This is a genomic window from Streptomyces sp. NPDC048392 (assembly GCF_043200575.1).
Classification (GTDB): Bacteria; Actinomycetota; Actinomycetes; order Streptomycetales; family Streptomycetaceae; genus Streptomyces.
The window spans coordinates 42,578-64,503 of sequence record NZ_JBICYB010000005.1; the positions used below are offsets into that span (position 1 = coordinate 42,578).

Consider the following 21,926-nt stretch of genomic DNA (forward strand, 5'->3'; position numbering starts at 1 on the left):
GGATCACCCGTCGGTAAGCTGACTGCATGACAGGACAAGTGCGTACCGTCGACGGCCGCGTGGCCGGTCGGCGTGGGCAGGCGACCAGGCAGAAACTGCTCGACTGCCTCAGCGAAATGCTCAGCTCCTCTCCCTATCGCGATGTCAAAGTCATCGATGTCGCCCGCAAGGCGGGCACGTCGCCCGCGACCTTCTACCAGTACTTCCCGGACGTCGAGGGCGCCGTTCTGGAGATCGCCGACCACATGGCCGCCGAGAGTTCCTCGCTGGCCGAACTGACGGCGGGCCGCTCGTGGGTCGGCAAGGCCGGCTGGCAGACGGCACAGGAACTCGTCGACGGATTCCTGGAGTTCTGGCGGAAGAACGACGCGATTCTCCGCGTCGTGGATCTCGGCGCGGCGGAGGGCGACAAACGGTTTGCCAAGATCCGCATGAAGATCCTCAACTCGGTGAATTCCTCCCTCACGGATTCCGTCGCCGATCTCCAGGCAAAGGGCAAGGTCGACAAGGACGTGAACCCCGCGGCGATCGCCGGGTCACTGGTCGTCATGCTCGCGGCCGCCGCCTCGCACCAGAAGGGGTTCTCCTCGTGGGGCGTGAAGCAGGCGGAACTCAGGCCCAGTCTCGCCCTGTTGATGCATCTCGGTATCACCGGAAAGAAACCCGCCAAGTAGTACGCCGCGCGGCAGCCTGTCATCCCGGCCGCGTCGTCGCCCACCGCACCCTCCAGAGCCGCCGTGCTCTCCAGAGCCGCAGTATTCTCCAGCCGCCGTACCTCCAGCCCTTCCACCGCCCCGCCGGCCGCCCGCTCGAACTCGGTGCCCGTGTCCCGGCCTCCGGCCGCGCCGACACGACGTCCAGCGCCTCGAAGTTCAGCTCCGCGGTGGCCCCGGACGGGGAACAGCCGCCCGCCCGGCCGATGTTGTGTTGAGCACGTGTGTCCACTGCCCGTATCCGCCGGAGGAGACCATCATGGCCCTGACCCGCGAAGAGCGTGAGACGTTCCTGGCCGAGCCGCACATCGCCGCGCTGGCGGTCGACGCGGGAGCGGGCCGCGCCCCGCTCACCGTGCCGATCTGGTACCAGTACGCGCCCGGCGGCGAGGTGTGGATCATGACGGGGCTCGACAGCCGCAAGAACGAGCTGATCGGCAAGGCGGGCCGGTTCTCACTGATGATCGACCGGCTGGAGCCCACCATCCGCTACGTGTCGGTGGAGGGGCCGGTCGTCGAGACGGTCACCGCGACCGAGGAGCACCTGCGGGAGATCTCCGCGCGCTACCTCCCGGCCGAGAAGGTCGACGGTTACGTCGCCTTCGCCTCGGCGAACCACGGCGATCAGGTCATCGTCCGGATGCGGCCCGAGCGCTGGGTCTCCTCCGACCTGGGCTCGGTGTGAGCGCCCGGCACCCCTGACCGCACGACAATCAGGGCATGGGAACCGAACTTCACGAGCTGCTGAGGTCGCTGCGGGTGTGGGACCCCGCGGTCACCGACCTGCCGCCCCTCGACCCGGCCACCGCGCCCGGCGACCCGCTGGACCTGTTCACCCGGTGGTTCGCCGAGGCCGTCGCGGCCGGGCAGACCGAGCCGCACACGGTGTCGCTGGCGACGGCGGACGCCGAGGGGCTGCCGGACGTGCGCGTCGTGATGCTGCACGGCGCGGACGCGGACGGCTGGGCCTTCGCCACCCACGCCGACAGCCGCAAGGGCCGCCACCTCGCCGCCCGCCCGTACGCCGCGCTCGTCTTCTACTGGCCGGTGCTGGGCCGCCAGGTGCGCCTGCGCGGCCCGGTCGCCGTCGCCCCGGCCGAGGAGGCGGGGGCCGATCTGCACGCGCGCTCCGCCGGCGCCCTGGCCGCGGCCCTCACCGGACGGCAGAGCGGGGAACTGGGGTCGCTCGACGAGCTGGCCCGCGCCTCCGAGGCGGCCTGGGAGCGGGCCGGGCGGGAACCGGACGCGCCGGTCCCGTCCTGGACGCTGTACCGGCTGCGCCCCGACGACGCCGAGTTCTTCCAGGGGGACGCCCGCCGGCGTCACGTACGGCTGTCCTACCGGCGGACGGAGGACGGCGGTTGGGACCGGCGGCTGCTGTGGCCGTGAGCGGCGTTCACCGTGCGCCGGGCGCCGGCGGCTCCTCGTCCGTCGCCAGGCGCGCGTGCAGGTGCACGTCCCGGAACGCGTCGTGCCGCCCGGCCTCGAACATCGCCTCGCGCAGGGTCCCCTCGACGAGGTAGCCGCTCCGCTCGGCGACCCGGCAGGAGGCCTCGTGGCCCACGGCGTGGCCCAGTTCCAGGCGGTGGAGGCCGAGTTCGGCGTAGGCCCAGCGCGAGGCGAGCAGCAGGGCGCGGGTGGCGACCCCCCGGCCCCGGGCCTCGGGGAGCACCCAGTAGCCGACCCGGGCCACCTTCATCCGCGTGCTGATCTCGTTGAGGCCGATGTGTCCCAGCGCCGTACCGCTCGCCTCGTCCGTGATCCGGAAGGACGCCGACCTGCCGTCCGCCGCGTCCCGCGCCCGGGCGCGCAGCGACTCGCGGGCCCCGGCGAGGTCGGTCCACAGCTTGAGCGGCGTGTTCCAGCGCTGGAACTCGGGGTCCAGGCAGCCGCGCAGCCACGTGTGCGCGTCGGTGTCCGAGGCGGCGTCCCAGGCGTGCAGACGGAGGCCGTGCCCGCGCGGTCCGGTGCGGGCGAGGGAGGGGCCGAGGGTGTGCATGCGTGTGTGGGCCATCCGGCCATTCAATCCGACGGCGGCAGTCGTGACCGATCCGCAACCGATTCCGGTCTTGACCGATACCCATCAACCGCGCACGCGATTACGCTCGCCGCATGGCCGACTCCACCCCGTCCGCTGAACCGCAGCGGCCCGCCCACCCCGCGGACCGTCCCGTGTACGTCATAGGCGCAGGCCCCGGCGGTCTCGCCGTCGCGCACGCGCTGCGGGCCCGCGGGCTGCGGGCCGTCGTTCTGGAACGGGCCGGCCACGTCGGCGACTCCTGGCGGCACCACTACGACCGGCTGCGGCTGCACACCACCCGCCGGCTGTCGGCGCTGCCCGGCCTGCCGATGCCGCGCCGCTTCGGACGCTGGGTGGCCCGGGACGACGTGGTGCGGTACCTGGAGAAGTACGCCGAGCACCACCAGCTGGAGATCGTCACCGGCGTCGAGGTCTTCCGCGTCGAGCGGGCGCCCGACGGGGCGGGCTGGCTGCTGCACGCCTCCGGGGGCCGGGAGCTGACCGGTGCCGCGGTGGTCGTCGCCACCGGCTACAACCACACTCCGCGCGTGCCGGACTGGCCCGGCCGTGACACGTACACCGGCGAGTTCCGGCACGCCTGCGAGTACCGCGCCCCGGCGCCGTACGCCGGCCGGGACGTCCTGGTGGCCGGGGCCGGCAACACCGGCGCCGAGATCGCGGTGGACCTGGTGGAGGGCGGGGCCGCCCGGGTCCGGCTCTCCGTGCGCACGGCGCCGCACATCGTCCGCCGCTCGACCGCGGGGTGGGCCGCCCAGTACACCGGCATCCTGGTCCGGCGCCTGCCGGTCGGCCTGGTGGACCGGCTGGCCCGGGCGATGGCCCGGATCAGTGTGCCCGACCTGTCGGCACAGGGGCTGCCGCGTCCCGGCACCGGGCTCTACAGCCGGGTGACGCAGGGCGCCATCCCGGTCCAGGGCGTGGGCCTGATCGGCGCGGTGCGCTCCGGCCGGGTGGAGGTCGTCGCCGCCGTGGACGGCTTCGAGGACGGCAAGGTGCTCCTGGCCGACGGCACCCGCGTCGCCCCGGACGCGGTGATCGCGGCCACGGGGTACCGGCGGGGCCTGGAGGGACTGGTCGGGCACCTCGGGGTCCTCGACGACACCGGCAGACCGGTCGCGCACGGGGGCCGCGCCCCGGCCGCCGCGCCCGGCCTGTACTTCACCGGCTTCACCAATCCCATCAGCGGCATGCTGCGCGAGCTGGCGCTGGACGCGGAGCGCATCGCCAGGGCGGTCGCGCAGCGCGGGGCGGAGCGGGTGTCGCGGCTGCCGGGCTGAGGAACGGCAGGGCTGAGGAACGGCAGGGGTCAGTCCCGGTCGAGGACGATCAGCTCCCCGGCGTCCGGGTCGCCGGACAGCGCGAACACCGCCGACACGGTCGTGGTCCCCGCCTCCTACGGGCTGGGCCCGGTCTACGAGGAGGGCGTGCCGACCGAGGAACTGGCCGCCGCGCCGGCCCACGTGCGGCCCGGCACCTGCTGGAGTCCACCGCCCTGTCCGTCGAACAGGTGACCCACGACGCGGGGTTCGGCACGGCCCAGTCGATGCGGCAGCATCCGCGGGTGGCCCTCGGGGTCACGCCCACCGGGTACCGGCGGACCTTCCGCGCCGAGTTGTCCACAGCCTGGGGGAATGAGATCCCCGTAGATCGAGCCCGCCGGAGAGCGCCCCTGCCCTCGCGGAGCGGGAGCGGAACCTTCGGACCGGGTCCGCCGGGAAAGTAGTCGGCCGGCGGCGCGGCGTGTCCGCCCCGAGCACGGCACCGCGCGCCGCCGCCCGACTCCGGCGCTCCCGCCCGGCTCCCGTCGCCCCCGAGGGAACCGCCGCCGACACGACTCACGCTCGCCGAGGGCTCCGTCACCGAGCCCTCGGCGTCCCCTCGCGGCGAATCGCTGCCTACAAGCGTGAAGAAACGGTGACGATCCGTCAACCGGCCAGGTCGGTTCCCTCACGTGTGCCCTGTTTCGCGGGGGACGCGCACGGAAGCACACCCCGGCGCACTTCCGCATCATGCCGCCACCGGCCGTCACACCGCTTCGTACGCGAACCCCTCGTACGCCACCGCGCCGTCGCCGCTCCCGCGGTCCGGTGCGGTGTCCTCGCGCCCGGCACAGCGGTCCAGTTCGCACCAGATGCGTTTGCCGGCGCCCTCCCGGCTCCAGCCCCAGCGGTCGGCGAGGCCGTCCACGAGGGCGAGGCCGCGGCCGCCGGTCGTCTCGCCGTCCACGCAACGGGGCACGGGGGCACGGTCGCTGGCGTCGTCCACCTCGAGGCGGACGGTCGCCTCCGTCGCCTCCCCGGTCACCGCACCCGGCAGCACCAGCCGCAGTACGGCCGGACACCCGGTGTGCACAACGGCGTTGGTGACGAGTTCGGAGACGAGCAGGACGAGCGTCTCGGCGAGTGGTTCATCGGCCCGTATCCCCGACCCCGTGAGCCGTGAACGCGCCCAGCGTCGGGCACGCCCCACCTCCGAGGGGTCCGGACGGACCTCCAGCTGCACTTGAAGCACCTGCACCGCTCACACCATCCGAACCGGCGGACACAAAGGCTCGCGCCTCATGAGGGCCACGATCGTAGCCATTTCCAGCATGGCCAGAACAACGGCCGGGACGGGGATCACGGAACGTGAATCCCTTATGGGACAGCATGGTTGACGCAAAGTCACGCCAACAAGCGCTTCGGGCATATTCCAGCGCGAAGGAGTACTCGTGCGGCATACTGTGCGACGCACGTTCCGGGGAGTCGAACAGGCGGCGGCCGACCGCCGTTCAGCCCTGCGAGGCAAGGCGCACACCGCCGGTGCCGGAGCCGCCCCGGGGGCGGCTCCGGCACGGCCGGCGCTCGGGGCCACTCGCATCCCACACAAGGTACCGGAGCGTGGCACCGACTCCGGGGCGTGACGGGTCACACGGCGGACGCCACCCGGTATCAACGCTCTGTGACGCCGCGCTGCCACGATCCGCGGCATCCGGCGGGTGCGCCGCCGACGCCGCCCGCCCCGCCCCGTTAGGTACGCGTCGCCCGGGTGCGCTGCCCGGGGCGCGCTGCCCCGGATGCGCTGCCCGGCATGCGCCGCCCGGGGCACGCCCCCGGATGCGCTGCCCGGGGCGCGCGCTACTCGGGCACGGTGAAGTAACGGGCGAAGGCCGGGACGATCTCCGCCTCGCCCACCTTGCCGTCCCCGTCCGCGTCGAGGGCGGCGGCGGCCGACCGGGCGAGGTCCTCGGGCACGCCGAACGCGGTCAGCGCCCGCGCGGTGTCCGCGACGGTGGCGGCCCCGTCACCGTCGGCGTCGGCGACGTCCAGGGCGGCGTGCAGGAAGGGCCGGGCGATCTCGGCGAACCGCTCCGGTTTGTCCCGCAGCCGCTTGACCGCTCCGGTGACGAACTCCTCGCGGGTGATGCGCTGGTCGCCGTCCCGGTCGGCGATGCCCGCCAGTCCCTGCCAGAGGGCCTCGGCGCCGCCGTACAGGGACTGCCCCCGGTCGGAACGGGCCGCGACGCCGAACTCGGCGAGCAGGGCCTTGGCCGCCCCGCTGAAGTCGGATCGGTCGATGTGACCGTTCCCGTCCTGGTCGAAGGTGGTGAACCGCGCGGCGATCCTGCGCTCGTACTCGCTGTTGACCATGGTTCTCTCCGGCCGCCTCACGTCGGTGTTCGGGGTACGTCTCGCCGGGAGCGTACGTCGCCGGACGCCGCCGCGGGCGGGACTTGCCGCGACCTACGCGGACAGGGGCCTGGGCTCGTCCCCGGTCGCCGAGGCGAGGTCGGGGTGGCAGTCGAAGAGCCGGCGCACTCCCAGCGCGCCGAGGACACGGTTGACGTGGGAGCCGTCGACGGCGCCCTGGGCGGGGAGTATCAGGCGCAGCCTGCCCTGGCAGGAGCGGATGAGCCGTCGGGAGGCGATGAGTACGCCGACCCCGCTGGAATCGCAGAACAGCACCTCGGAGAGGTCCAGGACGAGGCTGTGCCGCCCCTCCGCCACCTCGTCGTGCACGCGCTGCCGCAGCACCGGTGACGTCACCAGGTCCAGTTCGCCCGACACCTGGAGCACGGCCCACCGGCCCCGCTCGCCGCCGGTCACGTTGAACGTCACCACCATGCCCTTCATTCGCCGGAACGTCTGGACGTACCCGAAACGGAAGCCATGCCCACGCTTCTTGGCGGCGCGCCTGCCCAGCGGCCGTTCCCGCAAACACCCGGCCGGAAACGGGGCCGGGCCGGAAGAGGCTTGTTCCCGACCCCTTTCGAGTCCTGTTCGATCCCGTTCGATCGAATGCGGTCGCACGCTGGAGGGTACGAGAAGCGCTTACCACCTGCGGCGTGCCGGGGGCGCGCATTGGCACAAAGGGGCGTGCGCTGTCGGACGTGCCCACTACATTCGGGGAGAGAACGGCCGCAGGCTGGACGGCGGAACGGGCCGGAACGGGCCGGAACCGACAGGGACCGACAGGGACCGACAGGGGGTGGAGGGACCGCATGGCGGAGAGAGACGCGCCACTGCGCTGGGACCGCAAGATGCAGCAGCGGCTCGCACGCGGCGAGGCCGCCGCCCTGGGCGAGCTGTACGACCGGTTCGCCTCGCTGGTGCACGGTCTGGCACACCGTGTACTCGACGACGAGCGGGCCGCCGACCGCATCACACGCGACGTCTTCGCGCACGTCTGGGAGCACCCCGACGCCTACGACCCCCGGCAGGGACCGCTGCGCACGTGGGTCGCCACCCTCACCCACCGTTTCGCCGTCCAGCGGCTGCGCGCCACCGAGACGGCGGCCCTCGTCCGGGGCGGGCCGGGCACCGCGGAGGAGCTGGAGACCAAGGTGCGCCAGGCCTCGGTCGCCGCCCGTGCCGACTACATCGTCCAGTCCATGCCGGCTCCCCTGCGCGCCGCCCTTGAGCTGGCCTACTTCCAGCGCCGCGACTACCGCCAGACCGCCGTCGACCTCGGCGTCACGGAGGACGAGGCCCGCCGCCGGCTCCGCCTGGGCCTCCAGCTCCTGTCCACCGCCCGCGAGGCCGGCACCTCCCCGCACCCGCCCGGGGCTCCGCCCGGGCACGGAGGTGCGGCGTGAAGGCGTACGAAGAGAACGACGAGAACGGGGAAGGCCGCGACGCGGGTACCTCCTGCGGCTCCGACGGCCCGGGCCACGAGGACACTGATACCGGGGGCACCGGCACCGGGGCCCGTATCCCGCTGCCCCGTGCCGCCGTCGAGGACGGCGGGCGCCCGCTGCCCGAGGCGGCGCCTGTCGCGCTGGAGCACCAGGTGCTGACCTCGCTGCTGGGCGCGTGGGCGCTGGCCGCCTGCTCGGCGCAGGAGGCGACGGCCGTCGAGGAGCACCTCGGGCAGTGCGACACCTGCGCCGACGAGGCGCTGCGCCTGCGCGAGGCCGTCACGCTGCTCCAGCGCCCGGAGAGCCTCGACCTGGACCCCGCCCTGCGCACCCGCGTCCTGGACGGATGCCTGGAGCGGCGCCCGCCCCGCATTCCGGTGCCCGAGTGGGCCACCCCGTACGACGCCGAGACCGCGCGGCTGGACGCACTGCTCCAGGACTTCGGGGACGCCGAGTGGCACGCGCCGGTCCGGCTGCGCTGGTTCGAGGCCGACAGCGCCGCGAGCCGCCGCACCACCGTCGCCGGGGTCATCGCGCACCTGCTGACGGTCGACGGGACGGTCGCGGTCGCCCTCGGCCTTCCCGACCCGCTGGGTGACATCACCGCGCCCGGCCGCACCCCGTCCGTCCGCACGGAGGCGTACTGGCGGGTCTCCCACGCTCCGCCCGCCCGCGCGGTGCGGGCGCCCTGGCGGGAGCAGAGTCACGGCCTCGTCCGGACGGTGGCGTTCACCGGTGACGCGGGCGGGCTGCCGGTCCCGTACGGCGACTTCGAGCTGCCGTTGCGCGACGCGATGCTGGACCGGGCGTTCGAGTGCTGGGTGCACGCGGAGGACATCGCCGAGGCGGTGGCCTATCCCTACGAGCCGCCCTCCGCGCGCCATCTCAACGGCATGATCGACCTCGCGGCCCGCATGCTGCCGGGCGTCCTGGCGGCCCGCCGCCGGGCGGGTCTGGCCGCACCGGGCGAGCGCCCTCACCTGGTCGCCGCGGGCGAGCCGGGACGCAGCCTGCGGCTGGAGATCGAGGGCTCGGGCGGCGGCGAGTGGCTCATCCCGCTCGACTCCCCCGGTGCGGTGGGCTCCACCGACTACGAGGTGGCCCATGTCGCGCTTGACGGCGTGGAGTTCTGCCGGCTGGCGGCGGGCCGCGTCCCTCCGGCGGAGGCCGCCGCGGGCCAGACCGGGGACCGGGAGGCGATCCGGGACGTGCTGTTCGCAGCGGCGAGCTTGAGCCGGATGTAGGGGCGGGTCGCGGTTTCGCCGGCGGCCGCGGGCAGCCCGCGGCCGCCGGCAGCCGGTGGCCTGTCCTCCGCGCACCCGCGGCCGCCCGCGGGACGGGCGCCGGGCGCCGGGTCCTGTCGTCCAACTCCCGTCTGCCCCGCGGGCGACGACGCGAGTTGGACGACAGGACCTAGGCGAAAACCACCGTCCGGCGCCCGTTGAGAAGGATCCTCCGCTCCGCATGCCACTTCACGGCCCGCGCCAGCGCCTGGCACTCCACGTCCCGGCCGACCGCCACCAGCTGGTCCGGCGTGACGTCATGGCCGACCCGCTCGACCTCCTGCTCGATGATCGGCCCCTCGTCGAGGTCGGCCGTCACATAGTGCGCGGTCGCGCCGATCAGCTTCACACCCCGCGCGTGCGCCTGGTGGTAGGGCTTCGCGCCCTTGAAGCTCGGCAGGAAGGAGTGGTGGATGTTGATGATCCGGCCGCTGAGCCGCTTGCACAGGTCGTCGGAGAGGACCTGCATGTAGCGGGCCAGCACGACGAGTTCGACGTTCTCCTCGCGCACGATCTCCAGGACCCGGGCCTCGGCCTCCGCCTTGGTGTCCTTCGTCACGGGGATGTGGTGGAAGGGGATGTCATAGGACCCCACCAGTTCCGCGAAGTCGGTGTGATTGGACACCACCGCCGCGATCTCCACGGGCAGCGCGCCGATCCGCGCCCGGAACAGCAGGTCGTTGAGGCAGTGCCCGAACCTGCTCACCATCAGCACGACGCGCATCTTCGCGTCGGCCCGGTTGATCTGCCAGTCCATGCGGAAGGCGTCACCGATCGCGGCGAAGCTGGCGCGCAGCTTGTCCACGGTCACCGGCTCGTCGGCCGAGAAGTGGACCCGCATGAAGAACAGACCCGTGTCGTGGTCCCCGAACTGCTGGCTGTCCTCGATGTTGCAGCCGGTCATGAAGAGGTAGCTCGAGACGGCGTGCACGATGCCCTGCTTGTCGGGGCAGGACAGGGTGAGGACGTACTGGTCGGCCGGGGCGTCGGCCGAGGGGACGGCGGCGGAGGACTGCGCGTTCATGCAGCACAGGGTCCCATATCCGGCCCCCCGGCCCGCGTGCCGTCCCGTCAGGCGGACCGGGTCAGGATCTGCAGCACCTCGAGCGAGCGCGGCTCCGCCTCCGGGTCCTCGCCGTCGCTGGTGGCCAGCCGTACGTGCGCGTCGCGCGCCGCCCGCACCGCCTCCGGCCAGTCCGCGTGTTCCAGATACGCGGTCACCGGCGCGTCCGGACCCACCTGGTGCACGATCCGCAGTACGCGCAGTACGGCGGTGTCGACGAGCGCCGCCTCCTGCGAGTCGCGGAAGACCGTGCCCACGTACTTCTCGGCCGACCAGTGGTCCAGCCAGGTGTCCTCGACCAGGCGGTACACGGCGTCGGTGACGTCCCCGTAGCCGTCCACGCCGGCCAGCCAGACGTCCCGCTGGAAGGCGGGGGCGGAGAGCATGTGCAGCGCGGAGCGCACCTGGCTGCGCCAGCGCCACCACGGCATGTCGTTGAGTGGCATGCCGCCCATGGTGGAGGAGCGACGGCCGCGACGGGAAGAGTTCTCCGAACCTTGCACGGTCATCGATCCTACGTTCCTCCCCTCCGGGCCCCGCCGCCCCCCGCAATTCACCTCCGTGTCACCACGTCTTGACCGCGGGTCACTCCCAGGTTGGCCGTGTGACGGAATCGTGCGGGTGCATGACCGGCAGGCGCCCCATCCGCAGCACCCTCCCCGGCGGCCTCCGCCGCCGCTTCCGGGCCATCCGCACCGGCCTCGTGTGCGCGGGCGCGCTGGTGACGTGCGCGTCGCTCACCACCGGCTGCGGGGTCGTCCCCGGTGCCACGGGAGGCTCAGGGGACGATCCGATCACCGTCATGACCTGGGCCCCGCGGGACACCGGCGCGACCAACAAGCCCGGCATGCCCGCCCTCGCCCAGGCCTACGCCCGCTGGATCAACGCCAAGGGCGGTGTCGGCGGACGCGAGCTCAACGTCCTGACCTGCAACGATCACAACGACAGCGTGACCGCCGCGAAGTGCGCCCGCCGTGCCGTCAAGGAGGACGCGGTCGCCGTAGTCGGCTCCTACAGCCAGCACGCCGACTCCTTCTTCCCCGTGCTGGAGGGTGCCGGCGTTCCGTACATCGGCGGCTACGGCATCACCAACACGGAGTTCACCAGTCCGCTGTCGTACCCGGTCAACGGGGGCCAGCCGGCCCTGCTGGCGGGTCTCGGGAGCGCGCTCGCCGACTCCTGCGGCACGGTCACGCTGGTCCGGCCCGACACGATCGCCGGCGACCAGCTGCCCGTGCTGCTGGACTCGGGACTGACCTCGGGCGGCCACGACCCGGCCCGCGACCAGCGGGCGGCGGAGGACGCCACCGAGTACGACGGCCAGTCCGACCAGGCGCTGCGGCGGGCGAGTGCCGACCCGCGGGAGCCGGGCTGCGTGGTGCCCGTCCTGGGGGACCGCACCGGCACCTTCATGGACTCCTTCCGGCGGGCCCGCGGGGACCACCCCGAGGTACGGACGGCGACCGTGCTCGGCAGCGCCGACCAGAGCGCGGTCAACGCGAGCGGCGGGGCGTCCGGGCCCTACGAGGGGGCGTACGTCACCGGCTGGTACCCGGCGGTGAGCGACCCGGCCTGGGCCGGGATGAAGGATTTGATCAAGGAGGAGGCGTTCGGCGACAACGACGTCGACGCTGCGGACGCCGGGGTGCAGACGACCTGGATCGCGTACACCGTCCTCAAGCAGGTCGTCGAGTCGCTCGGCGACGGCGAGGTGAGCGCGGACACCGTCAGGCGGGCCCTGGACGGCGGGCTGAAGGTCGGCACGGGCGGACTCACGCCGACCCTCCGGTGGACCTTCGCGGACAAGCTGGCCTCCATCGGCCTACCGCGCCTGGTCAACGCCGACGTGAACCTCCAGGTGGTGCGGGAAGGGCGTCTGGTCTCGGCCCGCCGGGGCACCGTGGACACCACCCGCACCCTCCAGAACGCGGACGTGGCCTGAGCGGACCACCGGCCCGGTCCCTCGCCCGGGCCGGTCGGGGCCACCCGGGCCACTGAGGGACGCCCGGACCGCCGAGGGCCACCCGGGCCACCGAGGGCCACCCGGACCGCCGAGGGCCACCCGGACCGTTCAGGGCGGCCCGGACCGTTCAGGGCCGGGTCACAGCTGGGTCGGCCGGCGTTCGGTCAGGCCGTACTGCTTGGCGATGGCGTTCCAGAGCTCCGCGGCCTTGGCCTTCTCCTTGCTGGCCGTGCCGCTCGCCCGGTTGGCCACCTGGGGCTGGGTGGCGGCCTTGCCCTTCTTGCAGCCCTTCTTGCCTGCCGTCCGGTCGGCCCAGGCCGCGTAGTGGTTGTCGGCCGACGCAGAGGCCTGCCACGCCTTGGTGAGCGCGGTGGTCAGCTCGGTGTGACGGGGCAGCTTGTCCACCGACAGCTTGGAGAGGCTCTCGACCAGCCCGCTGCGCTGCTTGGCGGCCTCGCGCAGGTCCTCGGCCGCCCGGGACAGGTTGTCGCAGGTCCTCACGTCGCCCACGGCGTTGATCACGGTGGTCCGGCCGGTGCCGCTCTCGGTGAGCAGCTTGTCCAGCTCGACGGCCTGCCGACGGACCGGGTCCACGGACGCCGAGGCGGAGGCGGAGGCGGCCTCGGAGACGGGTGCCGTGGCGGACACCGGCTGGTTGCCGCCCTTGTCCTCGTCGTCTCCCCCGCCGGCCATCATCGCGCCGGCGCCGACCCCGACTACGGCGATGCCCACCCCGACGACCGCGAGGAGCGGCAGACGCGAGCCGCCGCGCCCGCCCCGGCCGCCGCCGTTCCCGCGCCGCCTGCCACCGCCACCGCCACCCGGGCCCTGCGGGGCGTACATGGGCTGGTCGGCGGGGTACTGCGACTGCGGCGCGTCGAAGCGGGGCATCTGCTGGGTGGCCGAGGCGGGGCCGTCGGCACCGGGCGCGCCGCGGAAGAGGTTGTCGAACTCGGAGGGCGGCTGCCGCCCCTCGTCACCGCCGGGAGCGGCCCCGTACGTGTCACCGGTGGGGCCGCCGGGCACGGGCGCGATGAACTGCGTGGCCTCGGCGTCCGGGTGGGGCGGGGATGCGGGCCGGTGCCCGGCCTCGGGCTGGGCGGGGTACCGCGGCCCCTGGCCGAGGAACCGGTCCGACCCGGCGTGCGGCTGCGCGGTGCTCTCCGGGGGCAGCGCTCCCGGAGCCACGGGCGGTAGGTACTGGGTGGCACCCTCGTCCGCGGGCATCCCGACGACCGGCGGTATGTACTGGGTGGCGCCCTCGTCCCCGGGCATCCCGACGACCGGCGGTATGTACTGGGTGGCGCCCTCGTCGGCCGGCGGCAACGGCGCGGACGGCAACGGCCCGACGCCCTCGCCGTGCTGGTGCTGCTGCTGGTGCTGCTGGTGCTGGTGCTGGTGATCCTGGGGTTGCCGGTACTGGTGACCCTGGGGTTGCTGGTGCTGGTGATCCTGGGATTGCTGGAGGTGATCCTGGTACTGCCCGTACGTCGGCTGGGCGCCGTAGGGCTGGTCGCCTGCCGGTGCCCCGTACGACGGGGACCGCGCGCCCTCCGGCGGCAGCGGGCCGGGTGCGGCCTGGGGCGGCAGGGCCCCGGGGGCCTGCGCCGGGTCTCCCTGCGCGGGCGGCCAGGCGTGCGGCGCGGAGTGCCGGTCGGTCTCCGGAGCCTCCCAGGGCTGGGCGCCGGGCGGCGTGGGCCAGCCCTGGCCGGGGGGCGTGCTCTGCTGCTCGGGGCCCCAGGGCCGGTCCCAGGCCTGACCGCCGGGCGGCGCCGAGGCGGGGGCGGGGCCACCGGCCTGCGGGCCGACGGGACCGCCGGCCAGACCGGGCAGCAAGGGCTCGCCACCGTCCGAGGGCAGCACGATGCCTTCGCGCGCTTGCCGCGCCGAGGGCTCCTCGCCCTGTCCACTCTGCGTCACCGGGACTCCTACGAATGGGGGACCTTCGGAATCGTCGGCTCACGCTACCGGGTCCCCCGAGCCCACGGCCACGCCGCATGGGGCGTCAGCTCTTTCCCTGTGACCGCAGTGACAAAACCGCGCCCCGGCGCGCCGTTCACATATCCACGCACTCACCACACCGAAGGTTCACGCGCGTTCAGGCGTCCGCGCCCGCTCCGTTCACGCGGCGGTCTGCAGGTCGAGGCGGGCCCCGAACTCCCTGACCACCGCTTCCTCCCGGTACGGCTCCAGCCGGGCCTGGAAGTCGTCCAGGTACTCGGCGCCCCGGTTGGAGCGCAGCGTCTCCAGGAGTTCCACGGCCTTCGTCGCCGTGTTGCAGGCCTGCTCGATCTCGCGCTGCTGCACCTGGGCCGTGGCCAACAGCACATGGCCGATGGCCCGCCTGCGGGCCCGCGACTCGGGGTGCCCGTCCAGGGACTGCCGCGCGTACCGTGCCGCCGCGTCGGCCTGCCCGAGGTCCCGGTGGCAGTGCGCCAACTCGTCGGCGAGATAGGCGCCGTCGAAGTGCGCGATCCACACCGGGTCGTCCCCGGCGGCCGGATCGGCCGACTCCATCGCGCCCACCGCCCGCCCGGCCGCCTCGTGGGCCGCCCGTACGTCGCCCAGGAGCGCGTGGCCGCGGGCCTCGGCCGCGTGGAACATCGACTCCGCGCGCGGCGTCACCCGCCCGCGTGCGCCCTCCTGCGCCGCCCGGGCCAGCTGGGCGATCTCGCGCGGGTTTCCGAGCTGTGCGGCGAGGTGGCTCATGGACGCGGCCAGCACGTAGCCGCCGTAACCGCGGTCCCCGGCCGCCTGCGCGAGCCGCAGCGACTGGATGTAGTACCGCTGGGCGAGGCCCGGCTGGCCGGTGTCGACGGCCATGTATCCGGCCAGTTCGGTCAGTCGCGCCACCGTGGCGAACAACTCCCGTCCGACCACCTCCCGATAGGAGCCGGCCAGCAGTCCGGAGACGACGCTGTTCAGGTAGTGCACGAGGACCGGGCGCACGTGCCCGCTGCCGTACTGGTGGTCCAGTTCCACCAGGGCCTGCGTCATCGCCTTCACGGCGGCCACGTCGGACTGGCCCACCCGCGGCCCCGCCGAACGCGACACCTGCGGGTCGGGGGCGGAGATCAGCCAGTCCCGGCTGGGCTCGACGAGCGCGGAGGCGGCGACGGAGGAACCGGACAGGAAGTCCCGGCGCCCCACGTCGCTGCGCCACAGCTCGCAGACCTGCTCGATGGCCCCCAGTACCGTCGGCGAGAACTGGAGGCCGACGCCGGACGCGAGGTTCTTGCCGTTGGCCATGCCGATCTCGTCGATCGTGACCGTGCGGCCCAGCTTGCGTCCGAGCGCCTCGGCGATGATCGCCGGTGCCCGGCCCCGCGGTTGCTGTCCGCGCAGCCAGCGGGCCACGGAGGTCTTGTCGTACCGGAGGTCGAGACCGTGCTCGACCCCGCACACGTTGACCCGGCGGGCGAGGCCCGCGTTCGAGCAGCCCGCTTCCTGAATGAGCGCCTGCAGTCGTTCGTTCGGCTGCCGCGCGACGAGAGGCCTTGCGGCCATGGCGTAACCCCCATGCGGTCTCAAGCGATCCCGATGCTGTCCCGGCGGACGAGAAGATCCGGCCGTGAAGAGCAATGCCCCGTCGATGTGCCGACAATGCGAGACTTGTGAAGCTTGCGAGGATTGCCGGGACGACGGCGGACGTCGGCCCGTGGGCCCGTCGGCCCCAGACGTGGCTACCCAGTCCCACGGTGGATCCTCCCGCGCGCCCCCACGTATGCACCCATGCGCCCCGAATGCGGTGTCGATGCACCTCCCCCGCGCGCGCCACGCCCGTAACCCCCGGTGAGCACGGGAGTTGAGACCCACGTGGAAGAGACCATCCCGGGCACCGAAGCCGCTCAGATCCCGCAGCAGCGCGGCACATCGCTGCTGGAGACCGCCGTACGCTACGCCGAGGAGCGTCACTGGGACGTGTTTCCCGGCACCTGGCTGGTGCCCTCCGAGGGGGTGCAGCACTGCTCCTGCGGGGACCCGGCGTGCGCCGCCCCGGGCGCGCACCCGGCGCGCGAGGACTGGGCGGCGCAGGCGACGGGCAGTGCGACCGTCGCGCGGCGGATGTGGCAGAAGCAGCAGACGGCGTCGATCCTGCTGCCCACGGGGCGGACGTTCGACGCGATCGACGTGCCGGAGACCGCCGGATTCCTGGCGCTGGCCCGGATGCAGCGGATGGAGCTGACGCTGGGGCCGGTGACGCTGACGCCGGACCGGCGGATGCTGTTCTTCGTCCTGCCGGGCGCCGCGGCCAAGGTGCCCGATCTCGTACGGCGGCTCGGGTGGTCGCCGTCGGCCCTGGACCTGACCGCGTTGGGCGAGGGGGCGTACGTGGCCGCGCCGCCCACGCGGTACGGGATCCGGGGGGCGGTGCAGTGGGCCTGCCGGCCGACCGCGGTGAACCGGTGGCTGCCGGATGTGGAGGAGCTGATCTCGCCGTTGACGTATGCGTGCGGGCGGGATCGTTAGGGCGCCTGTTCGCCCGCCGGATCGCTGTGCCGGATCGCTGTGCCGGGGCGGGTGCCGCCGGTGTGCGGCTCGTCGCACGGTTCCCCGCGCCCCCTCGGTGCGCTGTCCCCCCGTAGGGTTCGTGGTGACGGAGGGAGTTGTGGTGAGTACTGGCGCCGTGCGGGTTCAGGGGCTCTGGAAGCGGTTCGGGCAGCAGGTTGCCGTGGGTGGGATCGATCTCGAGTTGCCGGCGGGCAAGTTCATCGGGCTCGTCGGGCCCAACGGGGCGGGGAAGACCACGACTCTCTCCATGGTGACCGGGCTGCTGCGGCCGGACCAGGGGTCGGTGGAGGTCGTCGGGCACGACGTGTGGCGCGATCCGGTCGAGGTGAAGGCCAGGATCGGGGTGCTGCCCGAGGGGCTGCGGCTCTTCGAGCGGCTGTCGGGGCGGGAACTGCTCGGCTACACCGGCCGGTTGCGCGGACTGCCGGGCGACGAGGTCGACAAGCGGGCGACGCAGCTCCTTGAGGTGCTCGACCTGGCGGGGGCCCAGCACAAGCTGGTCGTCGACTACTCGACCGGCATGCGGAAGAAGATCGGGCTCGCCGCCGCCCTGCTGCACAACCCGGAAGTGCTGTTCCTCGACGAGCCGTTCGAGGGTGTCGACCCGGTCTCCGCGCAGACCATCCGAGGCGTCCTGGAGCGCTACACCGCCTCCGGCGCCACCGTGGTCTTCTCCTCCCACGTCATGGAACTGGTGGAGTCGCTGTGCGACTGGGTGGCGGTCATGGCCGCCGGCCGCATCCGTGCCACCGGCACGCTCGCCGAGGTGCGGGGCGAGGCGGCCTCGTTGCAGCAGGCGTTCCTCGAACTCGTCGGTGCCGGGGGCCGGGACACCGGGTCCGACCTGGACTGGCTGGGCGGCGGGTCCCGATGAGCGCGCAGGCCACGCCGGCCGCCTCCGTGCCGCCGCCCCCGCCCGCCTCGTCGGTCCCGTCCCTCACCTCGGTCTTCGTACGGCTGAAACTGTCGCTCCTGCGCAACGGGCTGCGGCAGTCCGGCGGACGGCGGGCCGCCTACCTCGCCTCGGCCGTCGTCGTGCTGCTCTTCGCCGCGCTCCAGCTGATCGGCCTGATCGCGCTGCGCGGCTACGCGCACGTGGACTCGCTGGTCGTCCTGTTCACCGCGGTGCTCGCCCTGGGCTGGGCGGTGATGCCGCTGTTCTTCCCGGCCGGGGACGAGACGCTCGACCCCACCCGGCTGGTGATGCTGCCGCTGCGGCCCGGCCCCCTGGTGCGGGCCCTGCTCACGTCCTCGCTGGTGGGCATCGGGCCGCTGTTCACGCTGTGCATGTTCGCCGGGTCCGTGGCCGCGGTCGCGCACGGCGGGGCGGCGTACGCCGTCGGTGTCGTCGGCGCGGTCCTCGCGCTGCTGGTGTGCGTGACCCTCGCGCGGGCCGTCGCCGCCGCCAACGTGCGGCTGCTGACCAGCCGCAAGGGACGCGATCTGGCGGTGCTGAGCGGGCTGGTCGTCGCGGTCGGCGCGCAGTTCGTCAACTTCGGGGCGCAGCGCCTGGGCTCCTCGGGGCTCGGGGAGCTGGATCCGGTGGCCGACGTGGTGCGCTGGGTGCCGCCCGCGTCGGCGATCGGCGCGATGGACGCGGCGAGCGACGGGTCGTACGGCGTCGCGCTCGCCCAGTTGGCGCTGGCCGCGGCGGCCCTGGTGCTGCTGCTGTGGGTGTGGGCGCGCCATCTGACGCGGCTGATGACGACGCCCGACGGCTCCACGATCCAGAGCGACACCCGGCCGGTGCGCGAGCGCGGCTCGGCCGGGCCCGCACGGTGGCTGCCGGCGGGGCGTACCGGCACCACCATGGAACGCACCCTGCGCTATGTGTGGCGCGATCCGAAGACCAAGGCGGCGTGGGTGACCTCGCTGGCCATCGGTCTGATCGTGCCGGTGTTCAACGCGTGGCAGGGCACCGGCTCGGTGTACTTCGCCTGCTTCGCCGCCGGCATGCTCGGTATTCAGATGTACAACCAGTTCGGGCAGGACACGTCCGCGTTCTGGATGGTCGCGATGACCATCTCGTCGTCCCGGGACGCCTATGTCGAGCTGCGGGCCCGTGCGCTGGCGCTGCTGCTGGTCACACTGCCGTACGCCACCCTCGTCACGGTCCTCACCACCGCGATGCTCGACGACTGGCGGACGCTGCCCGAGGCGCTCGGCCTGTCCTTCGCGCTGCTCGGCGCGATGCTGGCGACCGGCGCGTGGACCTCGGCGCGCTTTCCGTACTCCATCCCGCAGGAGGGGTACAAGAACGTCGCTCCCGGTCAGGTCGGGCTGGCCTGGGTCTCGATCTTCGGCGGCATGATGGGCGCGGCCCTGCTGTGCGCGCCGGTGATCGCGCTGACGATCTGGCTGAACCTGAGCGAGGGCGCCGACGGCCTCGGCTGGCTGCTGCTGCCCGTGGGCGCGGTGTACGGCGCGGCGCTGACCCTGACCGGTCTGCGGCTGGCCGCGCCGCGCACGGCGGAGCGACTGCCGGAGATCCTCACGGCGGTCAGCAAGGGCTGACGTGCCTCGCGGGGCGCGGCGGGGCGGGGTGGGCTGCCCGTGGCGGTGAGGGCTGGTGGGCGGCCGTGGTGGTCAGGGCCTGAGGGTGGCCGGTGAGGGCCGGTGGGTGGTCAGACGTCCCCGAGGGTGGCCGACGGAGGCCGCTGGGTCGTCAGACGCCCCTGAGGGTGGCCGGTGAGGGCCGGTGAGTGGTCAGACGCCCCCGAGGGTGGCCGACGGAGGCCGGTGGGTCGTCAGACGCCCCCGAGGGTGGCCGACGGAGGCCGCTGGGTCGTCAGACGCCCCCGAGGGTGGCCAGGAACGGCTCGATGGCCGCCCGCCAGGCCTCCGGCTGGTCGTAGTGGACGAGATGGCCGGCGTCGGCGACCTCCGCGTACTGGCCGCTCGGCAGGACGCGGACCATCTCCTGGGCCTCGGCGCGGCCCAGCTCGCCGTCGAGGCCGCGGACGACCAGGGTGGGGCAGCGGACCTGGGCCAGCTCCTCCCAGTGGGCGTCGTAGACCCAGGTCTCGCGGGAGCGGAGCATCTGCTCCGGTTCGAAGACGGGACGCCAGCCGTCCGGGGACTCGGCCATCACCTCGGCGTAGAACTCGCCGCGGGCCGGATTCGGCCGCTCCACCCAGGGGTCGTCCTCGCCGAACCACTTGCGGACGTCGGCGAGCGTGGCGAAGGGGACCGGCCAGGCGCGGAACCACTCGGTCCAGGTGTGCTGGGAGGCGGCGCCGAGGGCGGAGGCCCGCATGTCGCAGATGATCAGGCCGCGGACCAGGTCGGGGCGTTTGGCGGCGAGCTGCCAGGCGGTCAGCGCGCCCATGGCGTGGCCGATCAGGACGGCCGGTCCGAGGCCGAGCTGCTCCAGCGCGGCCTCGACGTCCTCGACATAGGCCTCCCGGGTGTACGAGCCCCGCGGGGGCTTGTCGCTGCGGCCGTGGCCGCGCTGGTCGAGGGCGACGGCCCGGTGACGGGCGGAGAGCCAGCGGGCCGTGGGGGCCCAGTGGGAGGCGCGCCCCATCAGACCGTGTAGTAACAGCACGCCGGGCAGGTCCCCTGACCCGTGCGCCAGGGGTGTGCCCGCCCGGGGGCCGGGTCCGGGCGCGGACGCGGGTACGGATGCGGGTGGGGAAGTGGATGTGGATGTGTCGTGCGGCCGGTCGGTCTTGGGAGGGTCGCCGAACTCCCAGGCCGCGAGGCGTACACCGCCCGCGCCGGTCACGTCGATGCGCCGCGCCATAGGTCCTGGCACCCCCAAGCTCCGCTCGGACCCGCCCGCCCCTGCGGGCCGGCCGATCCTGTGAACCGTGTCCTGCCTGCCTGCCCTGCCGTCCCGCGTCGTGTCCGCGGACGCCAACGTCCGCAGATTATCGAATCTCCATTCGAAAATGCCGTCTTGGTGAGCAACACCCCTCATTCGAGTGACACCGCTCAGGGATTGATCGCCGCCGCCCAGGGGAGATCTTCAACGGGAGGCGGGCCGCTCGGGGAAAACGGTCCGAGGGGATTGACCTTGAGAGCTCGGGGCTCCAGGTCAGCACGGGGGAGGACAGGCCCCGGCGCCACCAGGCGCCGGGGCCCTCTCCGTCTCTCCGGCATGCCCCTCCCCCTCTCCGGCCCGGGCGACATCGCTGTCAGCCGCGGCCAAGAGCCCCTCACGCCATATGCCTCACGCCACAGCCTCGCACGCGAAGCGTCCGGGCGCTGCGATTCGGCGCACTGGAACCTCCGGTCGACGGGATCCACGCGCCGGCGCGCATCCCCTTCCCGCGACGCGAAGTTGGCGCCCCGGCGCCCGTCCGCGCCCCGTCACCAGCCCGTCCGCCCGTCCGTCCGTCCATCCGCCCGTCCGTCCGTCCATCCATCCGCCCGTCCATCCGCCTGCCCGGCCGGCGCCCGCCGACTCGGCGCCTGCGGCTCAGAGCCTGGCGGTCAGGGCTTGGCGGTCAGGGCTTGGCGACGAACACGTGGGAGGCGGTGTCCGCCTCCAGCTCGGCGGCCTCGCCGCCGCTGCCCACCAGTACGCCGCCCGCCGACTCGGTCACGCTCACCACCGAGCCCGGCTGCACCCCGGCCCGGCGCAGCGTGTACATCAGCTGCGCGTCCGTCTGGATCGGCTCGCCGATACGGCGCACGACGACCGTCTTGCCCTCGGGGCCCGGGGCGAGGTCGGCGAGGGACACCATGCCCTCGCGCAGGAAGGGGTCGGCACCGTCCGTCTCGCCCAGCTCCTCCAGACCCGGGATCGGGTTCCCGTACGGCGACTCGGTCGGGTGCCGCAGCAGCTCAAGCACACGGCGCTCGACCGCCTCGCTCATCACGTGCTCCCAGCGGCAGGCCTCGGCGTGCACCTGCTCCCACTCCAGGCCGATCACGTCGACGAGCAGGCACTCCGCGAGCCGGTGCTTGCGCATCACGCGCGTCGCCAGCCGCCTGCCCTCGTCGGTCAGCTCCAGATGGCGGTCCGCCGCCACGGACACCAGGCCGTCGCGCTCCATCCGCGCCACCGTCTGGCTGACCGTCGGGCCGCTCTGGTCGAGCCGCTCGGCGATCCGGGCGCGCATCGGGACCACACCTTCCTCCTCCAGCTCGAGGATGGTGCGGAGATACATCTCCGTGGTGTCGATCAGTCCGGACATACGTGCCCCTTGATGAGATTGCCGGAGGCTACGGCCCACCGGCGCGTGCGCTGGCCCTGCGACCAATTCTGACGCATACCACCGACAACCG

At 73.5% G+C, this 21,926-nt stretch carries 20 protein-coding genes and 1 pseudogene; 11 read left to right on the plus strand and 10 right to left on the minus strand.

Annotated elements, in window-relative coordinates; genetic code table 11:
- Window positions 1-38: 38 nt before the first annotated feature.
- From ACGFYH_RS10030 to ACGFYH_RS10040, 3 genes are all read left to right on the plus strand, one after another.
- The gene (locus ACGFYH_RS10030) at window positions 39-674 is read left to right on the plus strand and encodes a TetR family transcriptional regulator (protein ID WP_393802647.1); all 636 of its coding nucleotides are present in this window, start codon (window positions 39-41) and stop codon (window positions 672-674) included.
- Window positions 675-972: 298 nt separating this feature from the next.
- Window positions 973-1,398, plus strand: a complete 426-nt coding sequence (locus ACGFYH_RS10035; RefSeq protein ID WP_393802648.1) for a pyridoxamine 5'-phosphate oxidase family protein — start codon at window positions 973-975, stop codon at window positions 1,396-1,398.
- A 35-nt stretch (window positions 1,399-1,433) separates the two neighbouring features.
- Window positions 1,434-2,102 (plus strand): pyridoxal 5'-phosphate synthase, encoded by a 669-nt coding sequence (locus ACGFYH_RS10040; RefSeq protein WP_393802649.1) that lies wholly within the window; start codon window positions 1,434-1,436, stop codon window positions 2,100-2,102.
- 7 nt (window positions 2,103-2,109) lie between these two features.
- Here the strand turns inward: ACGFYH_RS10040 and ACGFYH_RS10045 are convergent, their stop codons facing one another.
- Entirely contained in the window at window positions 2,110-2,727 is a 618-nt protein-coding gene (locus ACGFYH_RS10045; RefSeq protein WP_393802650.1) for a GNAT family N-acetyltransferase, read from the minus strand.
- A 98-nt stretch (window positions 2,728-2,825) separates the two neighbouring features.
- Between ACGFYH_RS10045 and ACGFYH_RS10050 the strand changes: the two genes are divergently transcribed.
- Both ACGFYH_RS10050 and ACGFYH_RS10055 read left to right on the plus strand, forming a co-directional pair.
- Complete coding sequence (locus ACGFYH_RS10050) at window positions 2,826-4,031, plus strand: flavin-containing monooxygenase (protein ID WP_393802651.1); 1,206 nt, start codon at window positions 2,826-2,828, stop codon at window positions 4,029-4,031.
- 188 nt (window positions 4,032-4,219) lie between these two features.
- Window positions 4,220-4,477 (plus strand): annotated as a pseudogene (locus ACGFYH_RS10055) (hypothetical protein); the annotation flags it as partial.
- A 302-nt stretch (window positions 4,478-4,779) separates the two neighbouring features.
- Here ACGFYH_RS10055 and ACGFYH_RS10060 read toward each other — a convergent pair.
- The 3 genes from ACGFYH_RS10060 to ACGFYH_RS10070 form a co-directional block, all read right to left on the minus strand.
- Window positions 4,780-5,256, minus strand: a complete 477-nt coding sequence (locus ACGFYH_RS10060; RefSeq protein WP_393802866.1) for an ATP-binding protein — start codon at window positions 5,254-5,256, stop codon at window positions 4,780-4,782.
- A gap of 614 nt (window positions 5,257-5,870) precedes the next feature.
- Window positions 5,871-6,383, minus strand: coding sequence for a calcium binding protein CalD (calD, locus tag ACGFYH_RS10065; protein WP_393802652.1), 513 nt, complete (start codon window positions 6,381-6,383; stop codon window positions 5,871-5,873).
- 93 nt (window positions 6,384-6,476) lie between these two features.
- A complete protein-coding gene (locus tag ACGFYH_RS10070) occupies window positions 6,477-6,857 on the minus strand; it encodes an STAS domain-containing protein (RefSeq protein ID WP_007388697.1) in 381 nt (126 codons plus the stop codon).
- Between the two features lie 377 nt (window positions 6,858-7,234).
- On the opposite strand from ACGFYH_RS10070, the gene ACGFYH_RS10075 reads away from it, so the two are divergent.
- Complete coding sequence (locus tag ACGFYH_RS10075; protein WP_393802653.1) at window positions 7,235-7,828, plus strand: sigma-70 family RNA polymerase sigma factor; 594 nt, start codon at window positions 7,235-7,237, stop codon at window positions 7,826-7,828.
- Window positions 7,825-9,114: a maleylpyruvate isomerase N-terminal domain-containing protein gene (locus tag ACGFYH_RS10080; protein WP_393802654.1), complete on the plus strand. Its 1,290-nt coding sequence runs from the start codon at window positions 7,825-7,827 to the stop codon at window positions 9,112-9,114. Before ACGFYH_RS10075 ends, ACGFYH_RS10080 begins: the two co-directional genes overlap by 4 nt.
- Window positions 9,115-9,283: 169 nt before the next feature.
- On the opposite strand, the gene purU is transcribed toward ACGFYH_RS10080, so the two are convergent.
- The gene (gene purU, locus ACGFYH_RS10085; protein ID WP_393802655.1) at window positions 9,284-10,177 is read right to left on the minus strand and encodes a formyltetrahydrofolate deformylase; all 894 of its coding nucleotides are present in this window, start codon (window positions 10,175-10,177) and stop codon (window positions 9,284-9,286) included.
- 47 nt (window positions 10,178-10,224) lie between these two features.
- The gene (locus tag ACGFYH_RS10090) at window positions 10,225-10,725 is read right to left on the minus strand and encodes a hypothetical protein (RefSeq protein ID WP_393802656.1); all 501 of its coding nucleotides are present in this window, start codon (window positions 10,723-10,725) and stop codon (window positions 10,225-10,227) included.
- Window positions 10,726-10,841: 116 nt separating this feature from the next.
- On the opposite strand from ACGFYH_RS10090, the gene ACGFYH_RS10095 reads away from it, so the two are divergent.
- Window positions 10,842-12,158 (plus strand): ABC transporter substrate-binding protein, encoded by a 1,317-nt coding sequence (locus ACGFYH_RS10095; protein WP_393802657.1) that lies wholly within the window; start codon window positions 10,842-10,844, stop codon window positions 12,156-12,158.
- A 159-nt stretch (window positions 12,159-12,317) separates the two neighbouring features.
- On the opposite strand, the gene ACGFYH_RS10100 is transcribed toward ACGFYH_RS10095, so the two are convergent.
- Both ACGFYH_RS10100 and ACGFYH_RS10105 read right to left on the minus strand, forming a co-directional pair.
- Window positions 12,318-14,099, minus strand: a complete 1,782-nt coding sequence (locus ACGFYH_RS10100) for a hypothetical protein (RefSeq protein ID WP_393802658.1) — start codon at window positions 14,097-14,099, stop codon at window positions 12,318-12,320.
- 201 nt (window positions 14,100-14,300) lie between these two features.
- Window positions 14,301-15,686 carry a transcriptional regulator gene (locus tag ACGFYH_RS10105; RefSeq protein ID WP_393802659.1) on the minus strand — a complete coding sequence of 462 codons (1,386 nt, stop codon included), beginning with the start codon at window positions 15,684-15,686 and terminating at the stop codon, window positions 14,301-14,303.
- A 309-nt stretch (window positions 15,687-15,995) separates the two neighbouring features.
- Between ACGFYH_RS10105 and ACGFYH_RS10110 the strand changes: the two genes are divergently transcribed.
- The 3 genes from ACGFYH_RS10110 to ACGFYH_RS10120 all read left to right on the plus strand — a co-directional run bounded on the left by ACGFYH_RS10110 (window position 15,996) and on the right by ACGFYH_RS10120 (window position 19,205).
- On the plus strand, window positions 15,996-16,649 hold the full coding sequence (locus tag ACGFYH_RS10110) for a bifunctional DNA primase/polymerase (protein WP_393802660.1): 654 nt from the start codon (window positions 15,996-15,998) through the stop codon (window positions 16,647-16,649).
- A 124-nt stretch (window positions 16,650-16,773) separates the two neighbouring features.
- Entirely contained in the window at window positions 16,774-17,565 is a 792-nt protein-coding gene (locus ACGFYH_RS10115) for an ABC transporter ATP-binding protein (RefSeq protein ID WP_393802661.1), read from the plus strand.
- Window positions 17,562-19,205, plus strand: coding sequence for a transporter (locus tag ACGFYH_RS10120; RefSeq protein WP_393802662.1), 1,644 nt, complete (start codon window positions 17,562-17,564; stop codon window positions 19,203-19,205). Before ACGFYH_RS10115 ends, ACGFYH_RS10120 begins: the two co-directional genes overlap by 4 nt.
- A gap of 274 nt (window positions 19,206-19,479) precedes the next feature.
- On the opposite strand, the gene ACGFYH_RS10125 is transcribed toward ACGFYH_RS10120, so the two are convergent.
- Both ACGFYH_RS10125 and ACGFYH_RS10130 read right to left on the minus strand, forming a co-directional pair.
- Complete coding sequence (locus ACGFYH_RS10125) at window positions 19,480-20,436, minus strand: alpha/beta fold hydrolase (RefSeq protein WP_393802663.1); 957 nt, start codon at window positions 20,434-20,436, stop codon at window positions 19,480-19,482.
- Between the two features lie 706 nt (window positions 20,437-21,142).
- On the minus strand, window positions 21,143-21,835 hold the full coding sequence (locus ACGFYH_RS10130) for a metal-dependent transcriptional regulator (protein ID WP_393802664.1): 693 nt from the start codon (window positions 21,833-21,835) through the stop codon (window positions 21,143-21,145).
- Window positions 21,836-21,926 lie beyond the last annotated feature (91 nt).